The sequence below is a fragment of the Pseudomonas aylmerensis genome, from assembly GCF_001702265.1.
In the GTDB taxonomy this organism is placed as follows: Bacteria; Pseudomonadota; Gammaproteobacteria; order Pseudomonadales; family Pseudomonadaceae; genus Aquipseudomonas; species Aquipseudomonas aylmerensis.
The window spans coordinates 299,960-322,771 of record NZ_MAUE01000005.1; the positions used below are offsets into that span (position 1 = coordinate 299,960).

The 22,812-nt window shown below is 63.2% G+C and carries 18 protein-coding genes and 2 pseudogenes; 10 read left to right on the plus strand and 10 right to left on the minus strand.

The window, feature by feature from the left end:
* Window positions 1-64 precede the first annotated feature (64 nt).
* The 4 genes from BBG20_RS05205 to BBG20_RS05220 are packed head-to-tail and all read right to left on the minus strand — an operon-like array spanning window position 65 to window position 6,386.
* A complete protein-coding gene (locus tag BBG20_RS05205) occupies window positions 65-1,429 on the minus strand; it encodes a heavy metal sensor histidine kinase (RefSeq protein ID WP_065900842.1) in 1,365 nt (454 codons plus the stop codon).
* Complete coding sequence (locus BBG20_RS05210; RefSeq protein ID WP_065900845.1) at window positions 1,419-2,096, minus strand: heavy metal response regulator transcription factor; 678 nt, start codon at window positions 2,094-2,096, stop codon at window positions 1,419-1,421. The genes BBG20_RS05205 and BBG20_RS05210 overlap by 11 nt, the downstream gene beginning before the upstream one ends.
* A gap of 31 nt (window positions 2,097-2,127) precedes the next feature.
* Window positions 2,128-5,223 carry a multidrug efflux RND transporter permease subunit gene (locus tag BBG20_RS05215; RefSeq protein WP_065900847.1) on the minus strand — a complete coding sequence of 1,032 codons (3,096 nt, stop codon included), beginning with the start codon at window positions 5,221-5,223 and terminating at the stop codon, window positions 2,128-2,130.
* Window positions 5,220-6,386, minus strand: a complete 1,167-nt coding sequence (locus BBG20_RS05220) for an efflux RND transporter periplasmic adaptor subunit (RefSeq protein ID WP_065900850.1) — start codon at window positions 6,384-6,386, stop codon at window positions 5,220-5,222. The genes BBG20_RS05215 and BBG20_RS05220 overlap by 4 nt, the downstream gene beginning before the upstream one ends.
* Window positions 6,387-6,600: 214 nt before the next feature.
* Here BBG20_RS05220 and BBG20_RS05225 point away from each other — a divergent pair, with 214 nt between their 5' ends.
* The 4 genes and pseudogenes from BBG20_RS05225 (at window position 6,601) to BBG20_RS05235 (ending at window position 9,456) form a co-directional block, all read left to right on the plus strand.
* Window positions 6,601-6,834, plus strand: a complete 234-nt coding sequence (locus BBG20_RS05225) for a hypothetical protein (RefSeq protein ID WP_065900852.1) — start codon at window positions 6,601-6,603, stop codon at window positions 6,832-6,834.
* 194 nt (window positions 6,835-7,028) lie between these two features.
* Window positions 7,029-7,774 (plus strand): annotated as a pseudogene (locus BBG20_RS05230) (transporter substrate-binding domain-containing protein).
* 107 nt (window positions 7,775-7,881) lie between these two features.
* Window positions 7,882-8,163, plus strand: a pseudogene (locus tag BBG20_RS33460) (PAS domain-containing protein); the annotation flags it as partial.
* Window positions 8,164-8,409: 246 nt separating this feature from the next.
* Entirely contained in the window at window positions 8,410-9,456 is a 1,047-nt protein-coding gene (locus tag BBG20_RS05235) for a methyl-accepting chemotaxis protein (protein WP_404940333.1), read from the plus strand.
* Window positions 9,457-9,522: 66 nt separating this feature from the next.
* Here the strand turns inward: BBG20_RS05235 and BBG20_RS05240 are convergent, their stop codons facing one another.
* The 6 genes from BBG20_RS05240 to BBG20_RS05265 form a co-directional block, all read right to left on the minus strand.
* The gene (locus tag BBG20_RS05240) at window positions 9,523-10,266 is read right to left on the minus strand and encodes a YkgJ family cysteine cluster protein (RefSeq protein ID WP_065900856.1); all 744 of its coding nucleotides are present in this window, start codon (window positions 10,264-10,266) and stop codon (window positions 9,523-9,525) included.
* A gap of 109 nt (window positions 10,267-10,375) precedes the next feature.
* Window positions 10,376-10,858, minus strand: coding sequence for a GNAT family N-acetyltransferase (locus BBG20_RS05245; protein ID WP_065900859.1), 483 nt, complete (start codon window positions 10,856-10,858; stop codon window positions 10,376-10,378).
* 3 nt (window positions 10,859-10,861) lie between these two features.
* Window positions 10,862-11,764 (minus strand): chemotaxis protein CheV, encoded by a 903-nt coding sequence (locus BBG20_RS05250; RefSeq protein WP_065900861.1) that lies wholly within the window; start codon window positions 11,762-11,764, stop codon window positions 10,862-10,864.
* 288 nt (window positions 11,765-12,052) lie between these two features.
* Window positions 12,053-13,027, minus strand: coding sequence for a 2-hydroxyacid dehydrogenase (locus tag BBG20_RS05255; RefSeq protein ID WP_065900866.1), 975 nt, complete (start codon window positions 13,025-13,027; stop codon window positions 12,053-12,055).
* Between the two features lie 196 nt (window positions 13,028-13,223).
* A complete protein-coding gene (locus BBG20_RS05260; protein ID WP_065900869.1) occupies window positions 13,224-14,192 on the minus strand; it encodes a LysR family transcriptional regulator in 969 nt (322 codons plus the stop codon).
* A gap of 97 nt (window positions 14,193-14,289) precedes the next feature.
* Window positions 14,290-16,485 carry a hypothetical protein gene (locus BBG20_RS05265; RefSeq protein ID WP_107338961.1) on the minus strand — a complete coding sequence of 732 codons (2,196 nt, stop codon included), beginning with the start codon at window positions 16,483-16,485 and terminating at the stop codon, window positions 14,290-14,292.
* 230 nt (window positions 16,486-16,715) lie between these two features.
* Between BBG20_RS05265 and BBG20_RS05270 the strand changes: the two genes are divergently transcribed.
* From BBG20_RS05270 to BBG20_RS05295, 6 genes are all read left to right on the plus strand, one after another.
* Entirely contained in the window at window positions 16,716-18,227 is a 1,512-nt protein-coding gene (locus tag BBG20_RS05270; protein WP_065900879.1) for an efflux transporter outer membrane subunit, read from the plus strand.
* A 10-nt stretch (window positions 18,228-18,237) separates the two neighbouring features.
* Entirely contained in the window at window positions 18,238-20,415 is a 2,178-nt protein-coding gene (locus BBG20_RS05275; protein ID WP_065900884.1) for an FUSC family protein, read from the plus strand.
* A complete protein-coding gene (locus BBG20_RS05280; RefSeq protein WP_065900886.1) occupies window positions 20,405-20,605 on the plus strand; it encodes a DUF1656 domain-containing protein in 201 nt (66 codons plus the stop codon). Before BBG20_RS05275 ends, BBG20_RS05280 begins: the two co-directional genes overlap by 11 nt.
* Before the next feature lie 10 nt (window positions 20,606-20,615).
* Entirely contained in the window at window positions 20,616-21,476 is an 861-nt protein-coding gene (locus BBG20_RS05285) for an efflux RND transporter periplasmic adaptor subunit (protein WP_065900888.1), read from the plus strand.
* A gap of 163 nt (window positions 21,477-21,639) precedes the next feature.
* The gene (locus BBG20_RS33080; RefSeq protein WP_065899480.1) at window positions 21,640-21,942 is read left to right on the plus strand and encodes an IS3 family transposase; all 303 of its coding nucleotides are present in this window, start codon (window positions 21,640-21,642) and stop codon (window positions 21,940-21,942) included.
* Window positions 21,939-22,775 carry an IS3 family transposase gene (locus BBG20_RS05295; protein ID WP_065899479.1) on the plus strand — a complete coding sequence of 279 codons (837 nt, stop codon included), beginning with the start codon at window positions 21,939-21,941 and terminating at the stop codon, window positions 22,773-22,775. Before BBG20_RS33080 ends, BBG20_RS05295 begins: the two co-directional genes overlap by 4 nt.
* Window positions 22,776-22,812: the final 37 nt, after the last annotated feature.

A 22,812-nucleotide genomic window follows, 5' to 3' on the forward strand; every position in this document is an offset into this window, starting at 1 on the left:
TGAGCGGTGGGATACAGAGTGTAACAAGATAATGACTGTTGCCCAAATCGCAACAGTTCGGCCGTCAGACGGGCAGAGTAATGCCAAAGGTATTGCCGCCGCCGGCACTGCGCACAAACACATCGCCGCCGTGCATCAATGCGATGGCCTTGACGATGGCCAACCCCAACCCATGATTCGCCCCACTGTTGCTGCGTGACGCATCCACCCGATAAAAGCGTTCGAACAGCCGGGGCAGGTGTTCGCTGGCAATCTCATCGCCAGGGTTGGTTACCCCGATCGCCACCTGATGCCCCTGCACCTCGATGCTCACCTCGATAACCTGCCCCGGCGCCGTGTGTTGCACCGCATTGCTCAGCAGGTTGATCAGCGCGCGGCGCAGGTGGGCTTTTTCGATCTGCACCAGGGCGTCGCCGCGCACGCGCACCTGCACCTGGGCGTCTTCGAGGATGAAGTCCAGGTAGTCGAGGGTAGTCGCCACTTCGTCGGCCAGGGAGCTTTCGATCAGCTTGGTGGCCTTGCTGCCCTGGTCGGCGCTGGCGAGGAACAGCATGTCGTTGATGATCGAACGCAGGCGCTCGAGTTCTTCGAGGTTGGATTGCAGCACTTCGAAATAATGCTCGGCCGAACGCCCGCGCGTCAGGGCGACCTGGGTCTGGCCGATCAGGTTGGTCAGCGGTGAGCGCAGTTCGTGGGCCACGTCGGCGTTGAACGACTCCAGGCGTGAATAGGCCTGCTCCACTCGGTCGAGGGTGGAGTTGAACGAGTTGACGAACTGGCTCAGTTCCGGCGGCAGCGGCGACAGCTGCAGGCGCCCGGAAAGTTTCGGCGGCGCGAGTTTCTGCGCCTCATCCGACAGGGTGATCAGCGGCTTGAGGCCGATACGCGAGACCCAGAAGCCCAGCAGCGAGGCCATCACCACCCCGACGAATGCCAGGCCGATCAGGGCCATCAGCAACTGGTGCTGGGTAGCCCGGAAGTTCTCGGTATCAATGGCGATCATGAAGCGCAGCGGCGGGCGCTGGTCCTTGGCCGCAAATTGGCTGACCAACACCTTGAACGGGTATTCACGCCCCGGCAGGCGCAGGTCGCGCTTGCCCGTTGGCCCGGCGGCAAAGGCGCGAATCTGCGCGTCGGGGTTGCCGTATTCATAGGCCGGGTCGCTGCTGACCACCCAGAAGCGGATGCGCTTGTCTTCCTCGCCCAACAGCTTGAGCTTGGCCTGGATCTTCACCCAGTGGTCCGGCGTGCCAAAGCGGTTCACCGAGGATTCGAGCACGCTGTAGCGCGCGTCCAACTCTGCCCCCGGCAACAAGCCCAGGCCGCGGTCGACCTGCTGGTACAACGCGCCGCCGATCAACAGGAAGATCAGCAGCGCCACCAGGGTGAACATGCCGCTCAGGCGCAGGGCGATGGAGTTAGCCGACACTGCGGTTCTCCAGCACATAACCCATGCCGCGAATGGTGTGCAGCAGTTTGGTGTCGAACGGCCCATCGAGCTTGGCGCGCAGGCGCTTGATCGCGACTTCGACCACGTTGGCGTCGCTGTCGAAATTGATGTCCCAGACCATCTCCGCGATGGCGGTCTTGGACAGGATTTCGCCCTGGCGCCGCGCGAGTACGCTGAGCAGCGAGAACTCCTTGGCGGTCAGGTCCAGGCGCAGGCCGTTGCGGCTGGCCTTGCGGCTGATCAGGTCGATCCACAGGTCGGCGACCGTGACCTGCACCGGTTCGTGGCCGCCGCTGCGGCGGGTCAACGCCTGCAGGCGCGCCACCAGTTCGAGGAACGAGAACGGCTTGCCGAGGTAATCATCGGCCCCTTCGCGCAGGCCGCGAATGCGATCTTCCACGCGTTCACGGGCGGTGAGCATGATCACCGGGGTCTGCTTGCGCGCCCGCAAGGCACGCAGCACGCCAAAGCCGTCGAGGCCGGGCAGCATCACGTCGAGCACGATCACCGCGTAATCGTTCTCCAGCGCCAGGTGCAACCCCTCGACGCCTTCGCGGGCCACATCGACGGTGTAGCCTTGTTCTGTCAGGCCGCGGTGCAGGTAGTCCGCGGTTTTTTCTTCGTCTTCAATAATCAGGACGCGCATGAGCCTTTTGCTCCAGGGCGGGGCCTCAGCCTCATTGTGTGGTCGCCAACGCAGGCGTCGGTTTGGGCCGGTGGAAAAACTTCTCGAGGTACAAGTATATGACCGGTGTAGTGAACAACGTCAGCGCCTGGCTCACCAGCAGCCCGCCGACCACCGCAATGCCCAGCGGCTGGCGCATTTCCGCGCCTGGGCCGGCGCCGAGCATCAACGGCACCGCGCCGAGCAGGGCGGCGAGGGTGGTCATGATGATCGGCCGGAACCGCGTGACACAGGCTTCGTAGATCGCATCCTCCGGCGACAGGCCCCTGACGCGCTGGGCCTCCAGGGCAAAGTCGATCATCAGGATGCCGTTTTTCTTCACGATCCCGATCAACAGCACCAGGCCGATCAGCGCCATGATCGAAAAGTCCTGGCCCATCAGCGACAGCATGATCAGCGCACCCAGGCCTGCTGAGGGCAGGGTGGAAATGATCGTCAGCGGGTGGACAAAACTTTCATACAGCACGCCGAGGATGATGTAGACCGCCACCAGCGCCGCGAGAATCAGCCACGGCTGGCTGGCCAGCGAACTCTGGAACGCCTGCGCCGCGCCCTGGAAGTTGCCGATGATGGTGGTCGGCATGCCGATTTCATTCTTCGCCTGGTTGAGCATGATCACCGCATCGCCCAACGCCACGCCGGGCGCGAGGTTGAACGACAGGTTGGCGGCCGGGAACATGCCGTCATGGCTGATGGACAACGGCCCGACGGTCGGCGGGTCGACCTTGGCCAGTGCCGACAGCGGCACCATCTCGTTGGTCAGCGGTGAGCGCAGGTAGAAATAATTCAGGCTCTCGGCCTTGCCGCGTTGCTTCGTGTCGAGTTCCAGCACCACCTGGTACTGGTTGATCTCGGTCTGGAATTCGTTGATCTGGCGCTGGCCGAACGCGTCATACAGCGCCTGGTCGACGTCGGTGGCGGTCAGGCCGAAACGTGCGGCGGCCTGACGGTCGATGCTGATGTGGGTAATGCTGCCGCCCAGTTGCAGGTCGTTGGAGAGGTCACGAAAGGCCGGGTTGGCGCGCAGTTTCTCCGTCAGGCGCTGGGTCCAGGTGTTGAGCGTCGGGCCGTCGTTGCTCTTGAGCACGTACTGGTACTGGGCGCGGCTGGGACCGGAACTGAGGTTGATGTCCTGGCCGGCGCGCAGGTACAGCACGATGCCCGGCACCTTGGCCAGTTTCGGCCGGATGCGGTCGATGAACTGGCTGGCGGAGACATCGCGGTCGCCGCGGTCTTTCAGGGCAATCCAGAAGCGGCCGTTGGCGATAGTCTGGTTGCTGCCGGTCACACCCACCGAATGGGAGAACGCCTCCACTGCCGGGTCGTCCTTGACGATCTCGGCCAGGGCCTTGTGCTTGGCGACCATGTCCGGGTACGACACGTCCGCCGCTGCCTCGCTGGTGCCGAGCACAAAACCGGTGTCTTGTACCGGGAAGAAACCCTTGGGGATAAACACGTAGCCGACCACGGCGAGGGCCAGGGTCACGATGAAAATCGCCGCCATGGTGCGCTGGTGCGCGAGGGCCCGGCGCAGGTTGCGCGCATAGCCCGCGAGCAGGCGTTCGCTGAAACCGGGTTTGTCGTGGGCATGATGGGTGGGCGCGCGCATGAACAGCGCGGCCAGGGTCGGCGCCAGGGTCAGCGACACCACCACCGAAATCAGGATGGTCGAGGTAGCCGTCAGCGCGAACTCCTTGAACAGCCGCCCGACCACGCCGCCCATGAACAGCAGCGGAATAAACGCGGCCACCAGCGAGAAACTGATGGAGACCACGGTGAAGCCGATCTCGCCGGCGCCCTTGATCGCCGCCTCGCGCTTGTCGAGCCCCGCTTCGAGGTGGCGGTGAATGTTTTCCACCACCACGATCGCATCGTCCACCACAAACCCCACGGCGATCACGATCGCCACCAGGGTCAGGTTGTTCAGGCTGAAGCCCATCAGGTACATCAACGCAAAACTGGTGACCAGCGACACGCCGAGCACGCTGGACACAATCAGCGTCGCCGACAACTGGCGCAGGAACAGCGCCATCACCGCCACCACCAGCAGGATGGCAATCAGCAGGGTCACTTCGACTTCATGCAGGGACGCGCGAATGGTCTTGGTGCGGTCGGTCAGCACACTGACCTGCACCGACGCCGGCAGCATGGCTTGCAGGCGCGGCAGTTCGGACTGGATGCGGTCCACGGTCTCGACAATGTTGGCGCCGGGTTGGCGCGAAATCACCAGGTTGACGCCGGGGGTATCGCCGGACCAGGCCTGCACGTAGGCGTTTTCCGAACCGTTGATGACTTTGGCGATATCGCGCAACTGAACCGGTGCACCGTCCTTGTAGGACACAATCAATTGCGCGTAGTCATTAGGGTGGAACAACTGGTCATTGGTCGACAGGGTCGACACGCTGTTCTCGCCGTAGATCGCACCCTTGGCCAGGTTGAGGCTCGATTGCTGGATGGCCAGGCGGATATCGGCCAGGGTCAGGCCGATGGCCGCGAGTTTGTCGGGGGAGGCCTGTACACGAATCGCCGGGCGCTGCTGGCCGGTGATGTTGATCTGGCCGACACCATCGATCTGGCTGATCTGCCGGGCCAGCAGGGTTTCCACGTAGTCGCTCAGCTCGGTGCTGGGCATGCTGTTGGAGCTGACGCTGAGGATCAGCACCGGGCTGTCCGCCGGGTTGACCTTCTTCCAGGTCGGCAGGCTCGGCATGTCGCTGGGCAACTTGCCGGACGCGGTGTTGATCGCCGCCTGGACTTCCTGCGCAGCCGTGTCGATGCTCTTGTTCAGGGTGAATTGCAGGGTCAGCAGGCTTGAGCCCAAGGCACTGCTGGAGGTCATCTGGGTCATGCCGGGGATGGCACTGAATTGCACCTCCAGGGGCGTGGCCACGGATGAGGCCATGGTATCCGGGCTGGCGCCGGGTAGGGTGGCGGTCACCTGGATCGTCGGAAATTCCGCTTCCGGCAGTGGGGCGATGGCCAGGCGTGGGAAGGCAATCATCCCGAGCAGCACCAGGGCGAAGGTCAGCAGCAGGGTGGCGACCGGGTGGTCGACGCACCAGGCCGACGGCGAACGGCTGCCACTCATGGCTGCACCTTGGCGTCGACGGTCTGGATCACTTGCGGTGGCTCCTTGAGCACCTCCACCTGGGCGCCGGCCTTGAGCCGCGACTGGCCGTCACTGACCAGTACATCGCCGGCCTGCACCCCCTTGATGATGTTCACGTCGCTGTCCTGGTACGTCACCTGCACCGGCACCACGTCGACCTTGTCCCCGTTGACCCGGTACACGAAGTGCGAATCCAGGCCGCGTTGCACCACCGTCGGCGGTACCACCAGGGCGTTTTTGTCGAGGGCGGTCTGGATCTTGATCGTGACCAGTTGCCCCGGCCACAGGCGCTGCGAGGCGTTGTTGAACTCGGCCTTGGCACGCAGGGTGCCGGTGGTCGAGCTGATCTGGTTGTCGATCAGGCTCAAGTGGCCTTCACCCAGCAGGTCGCCGGTCTGGCCGTCGGTGTCCGCGCCCATGTAGGCGTCGACGCTGGCCCTGGTCGGTGCCGCGATCAAGCCTTGCAGGGTCGGCAGCATTTGTTGCGGCAGGGAGAACTCGACGGCAATCGGGTCGATCTGGGTCACTGTGAACAGGCCCTGGGTATCGCTCATGCGCAGGAAGTTGCCTTCGTCCACGGTACGAATACCCACGCGGCCAGTGACCGGCGAGCGAATCTGGGTGTAGGAAAGCTGTACCTGGGCCGAATCGATGGCGGCCTGGTTGCCTTGGGCGGTGGCCTTGAGCTGGTTGACCAGCGCTTGCTGCTGATCATAGGTTTGCTTGGAGACGCCGTCGTCGACGCTCAATTCCTTGTAGCGCTTGAGGTTGACCTGCGCCACTTGCAACTGCGCCTGGCTCTCGCCCAGCTGTGCCTTGGCTTGCTCCAGGCTGGCGCGGATCGAGCGGTCATCGATGGTTGCAAGCAAGTCCCCGGCCTTGACCAGTTGGCCTTCCTTGACCAGCAATTTGGTGAGAATGCCGTCCACTTGCGGGCGGATCACCACACTGTGCAACGACAACACCGAGCCAATCCCGCTGACAAACCGTGGAATATCCTGCTGCACCACGCTCACCACCCGCACCGGAATCGCAGTCGGCGCTGCCAGTCTGGTCTTGGCCGGGCGCGTCAGGGCCCAGGCGGCAACGGCCAGCACTACGAGGACACCCACGATCAGGGCGGTTTTTCGTTGTATTTGCATGGAGGTGAGGCGCCAGGGCAAAGGAGTGGGAGACTAAGGGCCTTTATAGCCTGCGAACCCGGTCAGCAAGGTGACTGCTAACTGACAGCGCTGTCAGTAAGCGCAGACCATTCCTACAGGCGGTGGTTAAAGATCCGAGGCGGGAAGGTATACTGCGCGCCAGCGAGGCCCGCAAGCCGGCCTCGCGTCATTTTTTGCACGTTCCGGAGCTTCCATGACTTCCCCGACACAACCCCCTGTTGAAGCGACCGACCTGGTCGATCCGGCCAGCGCCGAAGGCGTTGAAAAAGCCGAGATCCCGGCGTTCAAGTTTCCGTTCAAGCCGGGTGAACTGGCCGGGGCCAAGCAAGCCGCCCAGCCCTGGTACAAGAACGGCGCCAAGAACGGCCACACCAAGTCCCCAGGCATGGCCCCGCCGGGAACGCGTCGCTCCATGGGTAAACGTTAAGATTAACTAGCTGCAACATTTGGCGGAAGCTGCCTACAGCTTTCGCGGATGTTTCTGCTTGTGGGGCAGCAACCATTTCTTGAAAGCTTCCACAGCCTCTGCTCCGCCCCGTCGGTATTTCCCGGGACGGAGTGTGTCGAGGCTGGTCTTTCCGGAAAAGGACGCTTCCCGTGGCCCTGATACACATATGTGTAATGCTTGTCCTGTTGTGCGCGGCTGAAGCCGTCGCCGCTGATGATCCCCCTCGGCAGGAAATCCGCTTCGCGGTTGCCGCGCAATTCCCCCCCTTCCAGAGCCGTGATGCGCAAGGTCAGTTGGTCGGCCTGAATATCGACCTGGGCAATGCCCTCTGCCAGCAACTGAATGTGCGCTGTACCTGGGTCGACCAGGTGGTCGTCGAAGACTTTCCTGCCCTTGAGGCGCGGCAATTCGATGCAATCATGGGCATGGCACCGACGTCGCTGCGCCGCCGTCGGGCGGGCTTCACCGACACCCTCTATCCCTTCACGACACGTCTGGTTGCCCGCCGGACCTCTGGCCTGCTGCCGCGCGTCAAGTCGCTCAAGGGCAAGCGCGTCGGCGTTTTGCTCGGCAGCAATCGTGAAGCCTTTGTGCGCTCGAAGTGGGCGCCCAGGGGTGTGATCATCAAGAGCTTCTGGCTCAATGATGAATTGGTGCGCAGCCTGGTGGCCGGTGATATCGATGCGACCCTGCAGGGCACCGTGGAAATCCGCCAGGCCCTGGCGACACCGATGATGGCCAGGACTTCGACTTCCTCGGCCCGCCTGTCTCGGCCGCGCTGTTGGGCGACGGCGTGGCGATTGCGGTGCGCAAGACCGATACGGCGTTGCTCAATGACCTCAATCGCGCCCTCGAAGAGTTGATGCAAAACGGTGAGTACCGGCGAATCCTCGCGCCCTACCGCCTGGAAACTCCGTGATGGCTAATTAATTGCGCAGAACATGAGCTGGATCAGTATTTGCCCCATGGGTGCGCTTAGAGTCGACGCCCTGCCGACTCCTCCAATAATCACGAGCGCGCTTCTCCATGAAGATCAATCTGCCGGTCACCGGTCGGAATGTGGACTTTGCCCCCGACGCCAACATCCTCTCGACCACTGACCTGACCAGCGCGATTACCTACGCCAACCAGGATTTCATCGACATCAGCGGCTACCACCGTGACGAGTTGCTGGGGATGGCCCATAACGTCCTGCGCCATCCTGACATGCCGTCCGAGGCCTTTGCCCATATGTGGCAGACCTTGAAACGCGGCCGGTCGTGGATGGGCATGGTGAAGAACCGCTGCAAGAATGGCGACCATTATTGGGTCAGCGCGTATGCCACGCCGGTGACCCGCGACGGGGCGACGGTGGAGTACCAATCGGTGCGCACCAAGCCGGATGCGTCCAGGGTGGCGGCGGCAGAACGGGCGTATGCGCGACTGCGGGCGGGCAAGGCGCGCGCGTGGCCGGCGGTTGGTCTCCCACTTAAGCTGTCGGGCTGGGCGGCTGCCAGCTGCGCGGTGGCGTGGGCGCTCGGCGTAGGCCTGGCGGCGTACGCGCCAGTCTGGCAACTGCTGGGCCTGGTGGCAGGATGTGCGGTCGGCGCGGCCGGGGTGAGACTGATCGTGCGGCCCCTGGCCCAGTTGAGCCAGCGCGCCCGCCAGATTGCCGATAACCCCCTGAGCCAGGCGATCTACACCGGGCGCCGTGATGAATGCGGGCAGATCGAGTTTGCCTTGCAGATGCTCGAAGCCCAGGTGGGCGCGGTGGTCGGGCGCATCGGCGATGCCTCCCAGCGCCTGGCGGGGCACGCGGCGCAACTGGTGCGGCATCTGGACAGCAGCCAGGCCAGCACCCAGGGCCAACAGACCCAGACCGATCAGATAGCGACGGCCATTCACCAGATGGCCGCCAGCGTGGCGCAAATGGCCAGCCATGCCCAGCAGGCGTCCAGGGCGGCGGACCAGGCTGGCAACGAAACCCTTGAAGGCCATCAACGCGTGGATGAAAGCCGGGACGCGGTGATGCGCTTGTCCCAGGAGTTGGCGCGGGCCACAGACGTCATCCACCAACTGGAAAGCCACAGCGGCGAAATCAGCGGCGTGCTGGAGGTGATTCGCACGATTGCCGAGCAGACCAACCTGCTGGCCCTGAATGCGGCCATCGAAGCCGCGCGGGCCGGTGAGCAAGGCCGTGGCTTTGCCGTGGTGGCCGATGAAGTGCGTGGCCTGGCCCAGCGCACGCAGCAATCGACCGATGAAATCCAGCGCATGATCAGCACCCTGCAGGGCGGCGCGCGCGACGCGGTGCAGGCCATGGCGCAGAGCAGCGAACATGTGCACGCCAGCGTCGAGCAGGCGCAACGGGCGGCGGCTGCGCTGGATGGCATCAGCCAGCGGGTCATGCAGATCACCGCCATGAGCCAGCAGATCGCGACCGCCGTGGAAGAGCAGAGCGCGGTGAGCGAGGACATCAACCGCAATATCCTCGGCATCCGCGATGCCGGTGAAGCCACGGTCAGCGCCGGCCAGCAGAGCCAGCTCAGCTCCGGCGACGTGGCGGCCCTGGCGGAGGATTTGCGCCAGTTGGCGCGGGAGTTCTGGAGTGGACGGCGCTAACCGGGTGCCCCCGTCGGAATGCAGTCACCTGTGGGAGCGGGCTTGCCCGCGAAGAGGCCCGCAGCCCTACGCTGCGCGCAGCGGAATAAACGCGTAGTTGGCCGGCACTTCAGTCGCAATCTGCGCGCCGGCATCCAGCAGTTGCTCGGCGATGTCCATGCCGGACACATGGAACACCCACTCGTTGGCCACGGATGGCTGATCCACCGCCAGCTCGATTGCCTGGGCAAACGCGTTCATGTCCGGCAGGTAGGCGGTGAAGCCATCCCCCTTGAGCGCCGTGGTGCGAATACCCAGCAAGGCGCACACCGCCTCCTTGGTCTGCACATCGTCACGGTCGGCCTGGCGCGAGCGCAGGATCAGGTCCGCCAGCGCCGGGTCGGCCAACTCGCCGCCGACGATCAGCGCCGGGCCCTGTTCCCAGGATTCCGGCGGGCAGTCCTTGGCGGCGGGGTTCAGTGGGATATGCGGGTTGATCTCCATCGGATAGATCCGGCACACCAACGGACGGCGTTCATAGATGCGGCACAGGTTGTCTTCGTCAAGATTCCGGCAGCGGCCGGCGTTATAGGCGGCAAAGGTGATGGCTACAAACGCCTCGGTGTTGCCGCTGGGCACCACCACTGAACGCCGCTCGGCATGTTCGCGTTGCTGCTGTGGCAAGCCCAGGCCATTGCCCAGGAAACCCTCTACCAGAACGATGACGTTGCCGCCGTCCGCCGCCCACATACGGGCTTCGGCGAGGGTCAGGGGGACGTGATGGTCGGTGCAGCATTTGCCGCAGCCAACGCAGGAAAAATGGGTGTTCATGGGCGGATCTGTCACCAGGCAAGGTCAGAGGGCACGCGTGAACGATGACGGGTTTTGACCTCTATGCACCGTTCGGTGTCTCTGGAAGCAAGTTATGCGCCAGTGCCTGTCAGTCCTCGGCGACTGCATCGCGCAGTACCAAGAACATGCCTGCGCTTGCGTACAACTGCCGGGCGCGCTGGTTGCTCTCCAGCACCTTGAGGTCGACGCAGGGTTCGCCGCGTTGCTTGAACATCTGGAAGGCCTGCAGCAACAAGGCGCGGCCCAGCCCCTGGCCCTGGGCGCAGGGGTGTATGGAAAGGTTCTTGATAAAGGCGCTGGTCCAGCACTGGGCCACGCCGAGAATGCCTTCTGCGTTGCTGGCCACCAGGCACAGCGTGGGGTCGAATTCGGCATCGGTGATGAATTGCTGCTGCCAGGTTTCCAGCGGGGGCACGCGGCCGCCGCCTTGTTCCTGGGTCATGCGCAATACCGCATGAATCGCCGGGGCCAGCTCATCGCGGTAGTGGTCCAGCTGCGTACCCGCCGGCCACTGCGGGGCCGGCAGGCTGCCGGTGAGGTCGCGACGCAGCAACTGGTAATACGTGCTCACGCGTTACAGGCCTTTTTGCGCCACGGTCTGGGCCGCCACCACCAGGCACTTGGTCAGCTCGGGCGACGAAAATTTGGTCAGTACCGCGTCGGCACCGGCCAGGCGCGCTTTTTCGCTGTTCATCGCGCTGTCGAGCGAGGTGTGCAGCAGCACATAGAGGTCTTTGAAATCCGGGGTTTCGCGCAGGGTGCGGGTGAGGGCGTAGCCGTCCATTTCCGACATTTCGATGTCGGACACCACCACGTTGATCTGCTCGACCGTGCCTTGCAGCTCCAGCAGCACATCGATGGCTTCCCTGGCACTGCGCGCGGTGTGGCAGGTGAGGCCGAGGTTGCGCAGGGTGTGTACGGATTGCTGCAGGGCCACCTGGCTGTCGTCGACCACCAGGATGCGCGCGTTGCCGAGTACTTCGGCTTCTTCCATGGTCAGGTCGGTGGGCGCCGCTTCAATCGGGGCCGGTGCGATGCCGTGGATGACTTTTTCGATGTCCAGCACTTGCACGAGGCCGCCTTCGACCTGGGTGACCCCGGTGATGAACGCGCGGTTACCGCCGGAGCCGTAGGGCGGCGGGCGGATGTCGGTGGTCAGGCAGTGCACGATCTTGCTCACCGCCTGCACATGCAGGCCCTGCTTGGATCGGCTTACATCGGTGACGATCAGGCAGCCACCGTCCGGGTCCTGCAGGGGCATTTCACCCAGGGCACGGCTCAGGTCGATGACCGCCAGCGAGTTGCCCCGCAGGGTGGCGATGCCTTTGACGTGGGGATGCGACTCCGGCAGCTTGGTCAGCGGCGGGCAGGGGATGATTTCACTGACTTTCAGCAGGTTGATCGCCATCAGCTTGCCGCTGCGCAAGGTAAAGAGCAGAAGCGAGAGAGAGTCTGCGCGGGCTTTGGTGGTGGACATAAAAACCTTCTGTGGATCAGGGATGACGATCTATAGAGAGTTATCGACTTGGGGAGGCCAGGCTTTAACCGGATTTTGTGTCGGGATGGGTCTGTAGGAGCTGGCTTGCCTGCGATAGCATCACCCCCGGTTCCGCAGAAAGACCGAGGCGCTGCTATCGCAGGCAAGCCAGCTCCCACACAAGCCAGCTCCCACACAAGCCAGCTCCCACACAAGCCAGCTCCCACACAAGCTGGCTCTTACACACGCTGGCTCCTACACAAGTCCCCATTTCACCGGGGGGATGAGTCAGCCTTTCCAGACCTGCGGGTTCACCAGGTCCTGGGGACGCTGGCCGAGCAGGGCGCTGCGCAGGTTGTCGAGGGCGCGGTTGGCCATGGCTTCGCGGGTTTCATGGGTCGCCGAGCCGATGTGCGGCAGGGTCACGGCGTTGCTCAGTTGGAACAGCGGCGACGCGGCCAGCGGCTCCTGCTCGTACACATCCAGCCCGGCGCCGCGGATGCGCTGGGTTTGCAGGGCCTCGATCAGCGCCGGTTCGTCGACCACCGGGCCACGGGAAATATTGATCAGGATCGCGCTGGATTTCATCAGCCCCAGCTCGCGGGTGCTGATCAGGTGGCGGGTCTTGTCGCTCAATGGCACCACCAGGCACACGAAGTCCGCCTCGGCCAGCAGCTCGTCCAGGCTGCGAAATTGCGCGCCCAGCGTCTGCTCCAGCGCCGGCTTGCGGCTGTTGCCGCTGTACAGGATCGGCATGTTGAAGCCCAAGTGCCCGCGACGGGCCACGGCCGCGCCGATGTTGCCCATGCCGACGATGCCCAGGGTCTTCCCATGCACATCGCAGCCGAACAACGGCGCGCCGACACTGGCTTTCCACTCGCCGGCCTTGGTCCAGGCGTCCAGCTCGGCGACCCGGCGCGCGCTGCTCATCAGCAGGGCAAAGGCCAGGTCGGCGGTGCTTTCGGTGAGTACGTCAGGGGTGTTGGTAAGCATGATCCCGCGCTCGTTGAAGTACGGCACGTCGTAGTTGTCGTAGCCCACCGAGACGCTGGACACCACCTCCAGCTTGCTCGCGCCCTGCAATTGCTCGCGTCCCAGCTTGCGGCCCACGCCGATCAGGCCGTGGGCGTGGGGCAGGGCTTCATTGAATTGAGCGTTGATGTCGCCCAGCTTGGGGTTGGGCGCGATCACCTCGAAATCCTGTTGCAGGCGTTCGATCATTTGCGGGGTGACACGGCTGAAGGCGAGGACAGTCTTTTTCATTGCAGGCGGGCTCATCGACTACGGAAGAATGCCAAGCAAGCTAACATTCTTGCGGGTGATTGTCAGGACACCGCCAAACCAATGTGGGAGCGGGCTTGCTCGCGAATGCGCAGTGTCAGCCACTACATCTGTGGCTGGACTATCGTATTCGCGAGCAAGCCCGCTCCCACCTTTGATTTAGATCGACAGGTGGAAATCAGTTCGTCAGGCGCGCGCCACTCAGGCTGCCGCTCAATTCATACGCCACCAGCTCCGCCTGGTGCGCCGCCAGGATCTCCGGCAGCGAGCCGCGCAGGTATTCGACCCAGGTCTTGATCTTCGCGTCCAGGTATTGGCGCGACGGGTAGATGGCGTACAGGTTCAGCTCCTGGGAGCGGTAGTTGGGCATGACCCGCACCAGTGTGCCGTTGCGCAGGCCTTCGATGGCCGCGTACACCGGCAACAGCCCGACGCCCATGCCGCTGGTGATCGCGGTTTTCATCGCATCGGCCGAGTTCACCAGGAAGGGCGAGGTGTTGATCGCCACGCTCTCCTGGCCTTCGGGGCCGTTGAAGGTCCATTTATCCAGCTGGATCACCGGGCTGACCAGGCGCAGGCAGGCGTGATTGAGCAAATCCTGGGGCCGTTGCGCGCAGCCCTTGGCCTTGACGTAATCGGGCGAGGCGCAGGCGATGCTGTAGGTAATGCCCAGGCGTTGCGAGACGAAGCCCGAATCCGGCAGCTCGCTGGCCAGCACGATGGACACGTCGTAGCCCTCGTCGAGCAGGTCCGGCACGCGGTTGGCCAGGGTCAGGTCGAAGGTCACGTCCGGGTGGGTGCGGCGGTAGCGGGCAATCGCATCAATCACGAAGTGCTGGCCGATGCCGGTCATGGTGTGCACTTTCAACTGCCCGGCGGGGCGCGCGTGGGCGTCGCTGGCTTCGGCCTCGGCTTCCTCGACGTAGGCAAGGATCTGCTCGCAGCGCAGCAAATAGCGTTTGCCGGCTTCGGTCAGCGCAATGCGGCGGGTGGTGCGGTTGAGCAAGCGGGTTTGCAGATGGGCCTCAAGGTTGGAGACCGCGCGCGAAACGTTGGCGGTGGTGGTGTCCAGTTGCACGGCGGCGGCGGTGAAGCTGCCGGCTTCGGCCACGCAACTGAAGGCGCGCATGTTTTGCAAAGTGTCCATGGAGTGTTCTCAAGGGAGATGCCAAATTGTGACATGAAGTTGCGCACAGGTGTGTATCCGCTGGGCGCTGCTCTCCCCGGAGCACGGTGACGAAGGATCAGGACAAGGTCCAGGCCTCACTGACTTTGGCCTGGTAGTGCGGCAGATACTCGCGCAGCAAGTGATTGAAGGCCTCCTGCGTGCTGGCGCGGTTTTCGCCGGTAGGCGCTTCAAGGGCGGTGTGCGCGTGTTGTACCAGGGTTTCGGCGGCGCGGCTGAGTGCCGGGCTGAGGCGTTTGAGCGCGTCAATCTCGGCGGTCAGCGGCGTACCGTGCGCCTGTCGGCCAAGGGTATCGAACAACGCGTGAAAGTCGTCGGCGTGTCGCGCGACGTAAGCGTCCCAGCCCGGCTGCTGATCAGGGGGTTCCAGGTAGCGACGGGCGATGGGCAGCAGATGATCCAGCGAGTCGCTGCCCAGCTGTTCTTTGTGCAGGGTTTGCCGGGTACGCAGCGACTGCGCCGCTACGCCGAAGAACTGCTCGACCGGCGCCGGGAGCTTCAGGTCACGGCTCTTATTCAGCGTATGGCGGGTATGCAGCAGCACCGGTTGGCCGTGCTTTATTTTCACCAGTACTTGAGTGGACGACGGCCTGGCGGGATCGAGCACCGATTCGCTGATCGAGCGGACCAGGTTTTCCCAGTCGAACGTTTGCTCGCCAATCGCGCCCAGTACGCGAAGCAAGGTTTTCTTCACGACCTGCCGCGAATCTATCGGGGCGATGTCGATTGTCAGGTAATCACCGCTCAGGTGCGGGTCATCAAGCTTGCGGTGGCTGGCTTCAATCGCCACCCCTTTGCCTGCCCCGGCCTGCGCCGAGGCCGTTACTGCGGCGCTGAAGCTCACTATTCGAGTCTCGGCTGCCAGCGTGTGGACTTTTAATTCGTCGGGGCGAAGCAGTGCCGGGTTGCGCTGGATCAGGCTGCGTATCTCAGCATCCTGCTGCGGAGTCAGGCGCGAGTGGGTCTTGAGCAGCACATAGCGCTCCAGCAGGGATTGGGCCTGTTTGTGGCGGGCGTGCCGGGCAGCGTGCAACGCGGACGCCGGCACGGGTGTGCAGGCCTGCTGGGTGAAGTGTTGGCTGGTGTCGGCGATGTGGCGTTGCATGGCATTCAACAACGCCGCAGGGTCGTCGTTGTAGTGCTTGGACGAGGCCAAGCGCAGCCGTGCCATCTCAGGTGCTGTTTCGTGCAGGCTCAGGATATCCAGGGTGATCTGGCGCTGGGTACGCTGCAGGGTCGGCTTTATCGTGGTATTGAGCTTCAGGGCGCTGAAGACATCCACCGTGACCTTGTTCCGCGCATTCAGGAGGAGGCCTCGTTCGGTGATAACCGGCTGGGAGGTGCTTCTCATGCTGGGCAACTCAACATCGACAAGGCCGGCGCTGGCCAGGGTATCCCGGACATAGGGTTGGCTCAGTGCTGAGCAGGCGAGGTGTTTCTGCAGGTTATGGCTATCACGCACCAAGCTGGGCAGGTTTTGAACGGTTCGCCGGATGCTCTCGCTCAGGGAAGTGCGCACCGAATGGCTGCGGGCATCGGCGTACGCTTCCAGGTTTGCGTATTCGCGAGACGATACATAGCCTACGCCGAGCTGGCTGTGGGTCTGGAACTGGTTTGCGATCGATGACTTCAGATGGGCCTGCAGGCTGAGGGCGCGCGTGCTTTTGACGCGTTGGTCAGCGGTGATTGCCAGGCGCGAGTCGGCTGCCAGCTGTGGCCCGGCCCGGTTCTGCAGCGCGGGGTCCAACACAAAGTTGTAGCCGATATGACGGTGGTTGCTGCGCTCGCCGCCGTTGCGCACATAGGCAAGCGCCGGCAACAACTTCTGCGTCAGGTGCAGGTGTCGGTCATTGCTGACCGCTGCGCGAAACTGCCATTTCAGCGCGCGACACAAGGCATAGTCGGCTTCGACGTCCGGACGCTGGCTGGAGCGATGTTGGCCAAGCACCTGCTCGGCCTTTTTGAAAAACGCGTAGTAGTCCGGTAACTCCTCTACCGACACCTCCAGACTCGACGGGCTGCTGGACAATTTGTGGTGAAGCGCTTCTATCTGCGCTTGATCGCGATGATAGCCCGCGAGCGGGACCAGCTTGTCCAGGACCAGGTCGGCGATCCAGCGCACGTCCCGTTGCAAAGGGAACATGCCCGGCTGCAAAGGCTCGGGCGAGAGGTGCAGTTGCCTGCGCAGGGCATCAGCGGAGGCGGGTGCGGGTGTCGGCGCTATGCGGGCGCGCGTGCTGGGGGCTGAAAACATTCGGGCACTCCAGAAGGGTGGGATGCTCGTCATTCTGCTGGTGGGCACTTCGGCACGCTGTAGGGGAATAGCCTGGCGTCGGGATAAACATCCCAACTTGCCTTGAGCCGGCGCGGATTATCGCCTGAACGGTAACAAAGATTCACAGGAATACCCGCTTATCGTTCCCCATGCCGCCCCCTAGAATTGCGCCACCTCTCCCCGCATCACCACCTCAGGAATTCGCAGCAGTGCCGCGTCGCATCAGCAGAGAGCTGAAGACTCTCAGTGTTTGGGCTTTATCGTTAGCAATCAGCGGCTGCATCGGAACCGGAGGAATCGCCCCACAGGGCCAGGCGCTCGACGCCAATCACCTGGCCACCGACGAGGCGATCCAGCAGGCCGCCCAGGACGCCCACTGGCCCACCGCGCAATGGTGGCAGGCCTTTGGCGACCCGCAACTCAACCGTTGGGTGGCACTCGCCACTCATAACAGCCCGAGTATGGCCATCGCTGCCGCGCGAGTGCGCGAGGCGCGGGCCATGGCCGGGATTGCCGAGTCGGCCGAGTCGCTGCAGATCAACAGTGACACCACCCTCAAGCGCCACAATTGGCCGAAGGATCAGTTCTATGGCCCGGGCGAGTTGAGTGGCGAGACCACCTGGGACAACAACTCGTCCCTGGGCCTCAGCTACGCGCTCGACCTGTGGGGCCGTGAAAGCAATGCCTCCGAGCGTGCCGTCGACCTGGCGCACATGAGCGCTGCCGAAGCCCGCCAGGCCCAGCTCGAATTGCAGAACAACGTGGTGCGCGCCTATATCCAGCTGTCGTTGCATTACGCCAACCGCGATATCGTCGCGGCGACCCTGGCCCAGCAACAGCAGATCCTCGACCTGGCCAACAAACGCCTGAACGCCGGGATCGGCACGCACTTCGACGTGAGCCAGGCCGAAACCCCGTTGCCGGAAACCCATCGCCAATTGGACGCCCTGGACGAGGAAATCGCCCTGAGCCGCAACCAGTTGGCGGCATTGGCCGGCAAGGGGCCGGGCGCGGGCGCGCAATTGCAGCGTCCGACCTTGTCCCTGGCCGCGCCGCTGAAACTGCCGTCTTCCTTGCCTGCACAACTGCTCGGCCAGCGCCCGGACGTGGTCGCCAGCCGCTGGCAGGTCGCGGCGCAGGCGCGTGGCATTGATGTGGCGCATGCCGGCTTCTACCCCAACGTCGACCTGGTCGGCAGCCTTGGCTACATGGCCACCGGCGGCGGCATGCTGGAGTTCCTGGCCGGCAAGAAATTCAACTACAACGTCGGCCCGGCGATCACCTTGCCGATCTTCGACGGCGGCCGTTTGCGTGGCGAGTTGGGCGAGGCCAGCGCCGGTTACGACATCGCCGTGGCGAAGTACAACCAGACCCTGGTCACCGCGCTCAAGGGCATCAGTGACCAGTTGATCCGCCGCGAGTCCATGGACAAGCAAGCGGGCTTCGCCGCGCAGTCGGTGGCCTCGGCGCAGAAAACCTATGACATCGCGATGATCGCCTACCAGCGCGGGCTCACCGATTACCTCAATGTGCTGAATGCCCAGACCCTGCTGTTCCGTCAGCAGCAGGTCGAGCAACAGGTGCAGGCCGCCCGCCTGAGCGCGCACGCCGAACTGGTGACAGCCCTGGGCGGCGGCCTTGGTGCCGGCAACGATGTGCCCGACGACGCCAAGACCCTCCCGAGCAAGACCCCGGCGGCACTCGCCGTGTTTGATCACTGAGTAGGATTGAATGACTCCCTTGCCTGCACCGCTGCGCTGGCTGCATGCCCTTGAGTGGCGCCGTGGCTTTTTCGACTGGGCACGCAGTGATGGCGTGACCTGGGTGTATATCTTCAAGGTGCTGATCGCCGCGTTCCTGACGCTATGGCTGGCCATGCGCCTGGAACTGCCGCAACCGCGCACGGCAATGATCACCGTGTTCATCGTGATGCAACCGCAGAGCGGCCAGGTGTTCGCCAAGAGCTTTTACCGCTTCCTCGGCACCCTGGCGGGCTCGGCGGTGATGGTCTTTTTGATTGCCTTGTTTGCACAGAACACCGAGTTGTTTCTTGGCGCGCTGGCGATCTGGGTCGGCATTTGCACCGCCGGTGCGACCCGCAACCGTAACTTTCGCGCCTATGGGTTTGTGCTGGCCGGCTACACCGCGGCGATGGTTGGTTTGCCGGCGCTGGCGCACCCCGATGGGGCCTTTATGGCGGCGGTCTGGCGCGTGCTGGAAATCTCCCTGGGAATTCTGTGCTCGACGCTGGTCAGCGCCGCGATCCTGCCGCAAACCAGCAGCGCCGCGATGCGCAACGCCCTGTACCAGCGCTTTGGCGTGTTCGCGCTGTTTGTCACTGATGGCTTGCGGGGTCGCAGCCAGCGCGAAGGGTTCGAGGCCAGCAACGTGCGCTTTATCGCCGAAGCCGTGGGCCTGGAAGGGCTGCGCAGCATCACCGTGTTTGAAGACCCGCACATGCGTCGGCGCAACGGTCGGCTCAGTCGCCTCAACAGCGAATTCATGAGCATCACCACGCGCTTCAACGCCTTGCACCAGTTGCTCGAACGCCTGCGCACCGACGCGGCCGATCACGTGGTGGCCGCGATCAAGCCCGGCCTGCAGGACCTGGCCGAACTGCTCGACGGCTTTTCCGGTCGTGCCCTCACCAGCCCCGATGCCGCACGCCTGGTCAATCAACTGAGTGCCTACAAGGACGGCTTGCCCGCCACGGTGCGCAGCCTGCGCGCGGCGTTCCAGGAGGGCAACCCGAGCGAAGCCGAGCAGTTGGACTTCCACACCGCCTACGAGCTGTTGTACCGCTTCGTCGACGACCTGCACAACTATGCGCAAACCCACGCCTCCCTGGCCGATCACAGCCATGCGCGCGAGCAGTGGGACGAAACCTTCATCCCCAAGACCAACTGGCTGGCCTGCGCCGCTTCGGGGATTCGCGCCTCATTCATCCTGATCGTGCTGGGCAGCTACTGGGTGGCGACCGCCTGGCCCAGCGGCGCGACCATGACCCTGATCGCGGCGGCCACCGTCGGTTTGTCCGCCGCCACGCCGAACCCCAAGCGCATGGCGTTCCAGATGGCCTGCGGCACCTTGATCGGCGCGCTGGTCGGCTTTGTCGAAATGTTCTTCGTGTTCCCCTGGATCGACGGCTTCCCGCTGCTGTGCGTGATGCTCGCCCCGGTCATCATCTTCGGCGCGTTTCTCGCCTCACGCCCGCAATACGCCGGGGTCGGTGTGGGCCTGTTGATCTTCTTCAGCACCGGTTCGGTGCCGGATAACCTCACGGTCTACAACCCCTACACCTTTATCAACGACTACATCGCGATGGTCATCGGCATGCTGGTGTGCGCGGCGGCGGGGGCGATCATCCTGCCGCCCAACAGCCGCTGGCTGTGGCGCCGCCTGGAGCAGGACCTGCGTGAGCAAGTGGTGTACGCGATCAGCGGCAAGCTCAAGGGCCTGGCCTCGAGTTTTGAAAGTCGCACCCGTGACCTGCTGCACCAGGCCTACGGCCTCGCCGTCGGCCAGCCGCAAGTGCAACGCGACCTGTTGCGCTGGATGTTTGTGGTGCTGGAGGTCGGCCACGCGATCATCGAGCTGCGCAAGGAACAGGCGATCCTGCCGGTGCACCCGGCGTATGCCGAGTCCCAGCCGTGGCGCCAGGCGATCCGCGTGATGGGCCGCTCGCTGGTGCGGCTGTTCCTGCAGCCCAGCGCGAGCAATCTGGAGCGCGGGCTGATCGCCGTCGACCACGCGATCAGCCGCGTGCAGGCCACCGACGAACCCTTCGCCCCGCACTTCGATACGTCGGCCCTGCGCCGGGTGAAGAGCTACCTGCACTTTATCCGCACTTCGCTGCTCGACCCGCAATCGCCACTGGCGGCCCTCAAAGGAGCCCTGCATGCCCCGTGAAATCGCGTTCCACGGCCTCTACATGCCGACCATGACCCTGATGTTTTTGATTGCCGCAGGGCTGGCCTGGGCGCTGGACCGCTTCCTGGCCGGGTACGACCTGTACCGTTTTTTCTGGCACCCGGCGTTGCTGCGCCTGAGCCTGTTCGTTTGCTTGTTCGGCGCATTGGCGCTGACCGTCTACCGTTGAGAATGCCCCGATGAAAAAATTTTTCAGCCTGCTCGCGACCTTGCTGGTACTGGCTTTGGCAATCTGGATTGGCCGCACGCTGTGGGTGCATTACATGCAAACGCCGTGGACCCGCGATGGTCGCGTGCGCGCCGACATCATCAACGTCGCCGCCGACGTGACGGGCGAGGTGGTCGACGTGCCGGTGCGTGACAACCAGTTGGTCAAGAAGGGCGACCTGCTGATGCAGATCGACCCCGAGCACTACCGCATCGCGGTCAAGCAGGCGCAGTCCCTGGTTGCCTCGCGCAAAGCCACCTGGGAGATGCGCAAGGTCAATGCCCACCGCCGCGCCGACCTCGACGCCTTGGTGATCTCCAAGGAAAACCGCGACGACGCCAGCAACATCGCCGACTCGGCCCTTGCCGATTACCAGCACGCACTGGCGCAGCTGGAAGCCGCCGAACTCAACCTCAAGCGCACGCAAGTGGTAGCGGCGGTGGACGGCTACGTCACCAACCTCAACGTCCACCGTGGCGACTACGCGCGTATCGGCGAAGCCAAGATGGCCGTGGTCGATATGAACTCGTTCTGGGTCTATGGCTTCTTTGAAGAAACGAAATTGCCGCATGTGAAAATCGGCGATAAAGCCGACATGCAACTGATGAGCGGCGAGACCTTGAAGGGCCACGTGGAAAGCATCTCGCGCGGCATCTACGACCGTGACAACCCCGAGAGCCGCGAGTTGATCGCTGACGTGAACCCGACGTTCAACTGGGTGCGCCTGGCCCAGCGCGTGCCGGTGCGGATTCACATCGATCAAGTGCCGGAGGGCGTGCTGCTGGCGGCGGGCATCACCTGCACGGTGATCGTCAACCAAACACAAGACTAAAAGGTGAAGCCGGGGGTTTGGCGGCGTGGCTGGAATAGTCGGGCCTTGCACCGCAGGCATGGACAACGCCTCTCTCCCTGTGGGAGCGGGCTTGAACTGGCCTAATGATTTTGGACACCTCAATCGGGCGCTATGATGGCGTCCAAATCTGAGGTGTTTGGATATGCGTAAATCTTATTCATGTGAGTTCAAACTCAAGGCTGCCAGCATGGTGCTGGACGAGGGGCAGTCGGTTCCCGAGGTCTGTGCCAGCTTGGATATTGGCCCTACGGCCTTGCGCCGCTGGGTCGATCAAGTTCGCAAGGAACGCTTGGGCTCGACTCCGGTGGGAGCCAAGGCGATTACCGCGGATCAGCGAGAGATCCAGGAACTTAAAGCCTTGCTCAGGCAAAGAGACCGGGATATCGAAATCCTAAAAAAGGCCAGTGCTCTCCTGCTTTTGGACGCCAAAGATCACTCTCGTTGATCTGTGAGCTGGGCGAGCAGTACGGCGTTAACGATTGCTGTCGTGTGTTCGGAATAAACCGCAGTAGCTTTTACGCATGGCGTCAGCGCCAAGGCAAGGTGAGCCCTAAGCGAGAGAAACTCAAGGCTATGCTGGTCAAGCACCACAGGGCGTCGAGAGAGTCTGCGGGCGCTCGTACCTTGGCTAAACAGCTGCAAGCCGGCGGGCATGATGTCGGGCGGTTCATGGCTCGCAGCTTGATGCGAGAAGCAGGCATTGTCAGCCGTCAACGCCGGCGCCATAAGTACAAGTCACCTGGCGTGGAGGCTTTGGTGGCACCGCATGTGCTCAAACGCAAGTTTGATGTTGCGACGGTCAATCAGGTGTGGTGTGGGGACGTGACGTACATCAAAGTCGGCAAGCGTTGGCTGTATTTTGCGGCGGTTCTGGACTTGTTCGCTCGCCGGATTGTGGGCTGGTCGTTTTCGATGATCTCTGATGCCACGCTGACCTGCGAAGCCCTGCGCATGGCGATTGAACTGCGCGGTCGCCCAAAAGACGTACTGTTTCACTCCGACCAAGGTTGCCAGTACACCAGCCATAAATTCAGAAATGAACTGCTGGAACATGGACTCCGACAAAGCATGAGCCGTAAAGGCGAATGCTGGGATAACGCTCCGATGGAGCGTTTCTTTGGAAGTTTGAAATCAGAGTGGGTGCCAGAAGCAGGCTACGGGTCGGAACATGAGGCCCGAGCGGATGTGCAGCGCTATGTATCGCGCTACAACATCACCAGGCCGCATAGCTACAACGACTATCGGTCACCAGTCGCCAGGGAGAAGCTGGTGGCGTGAAACCTTAATCGGTGTCCAAGATTACTTGACCAGTTCA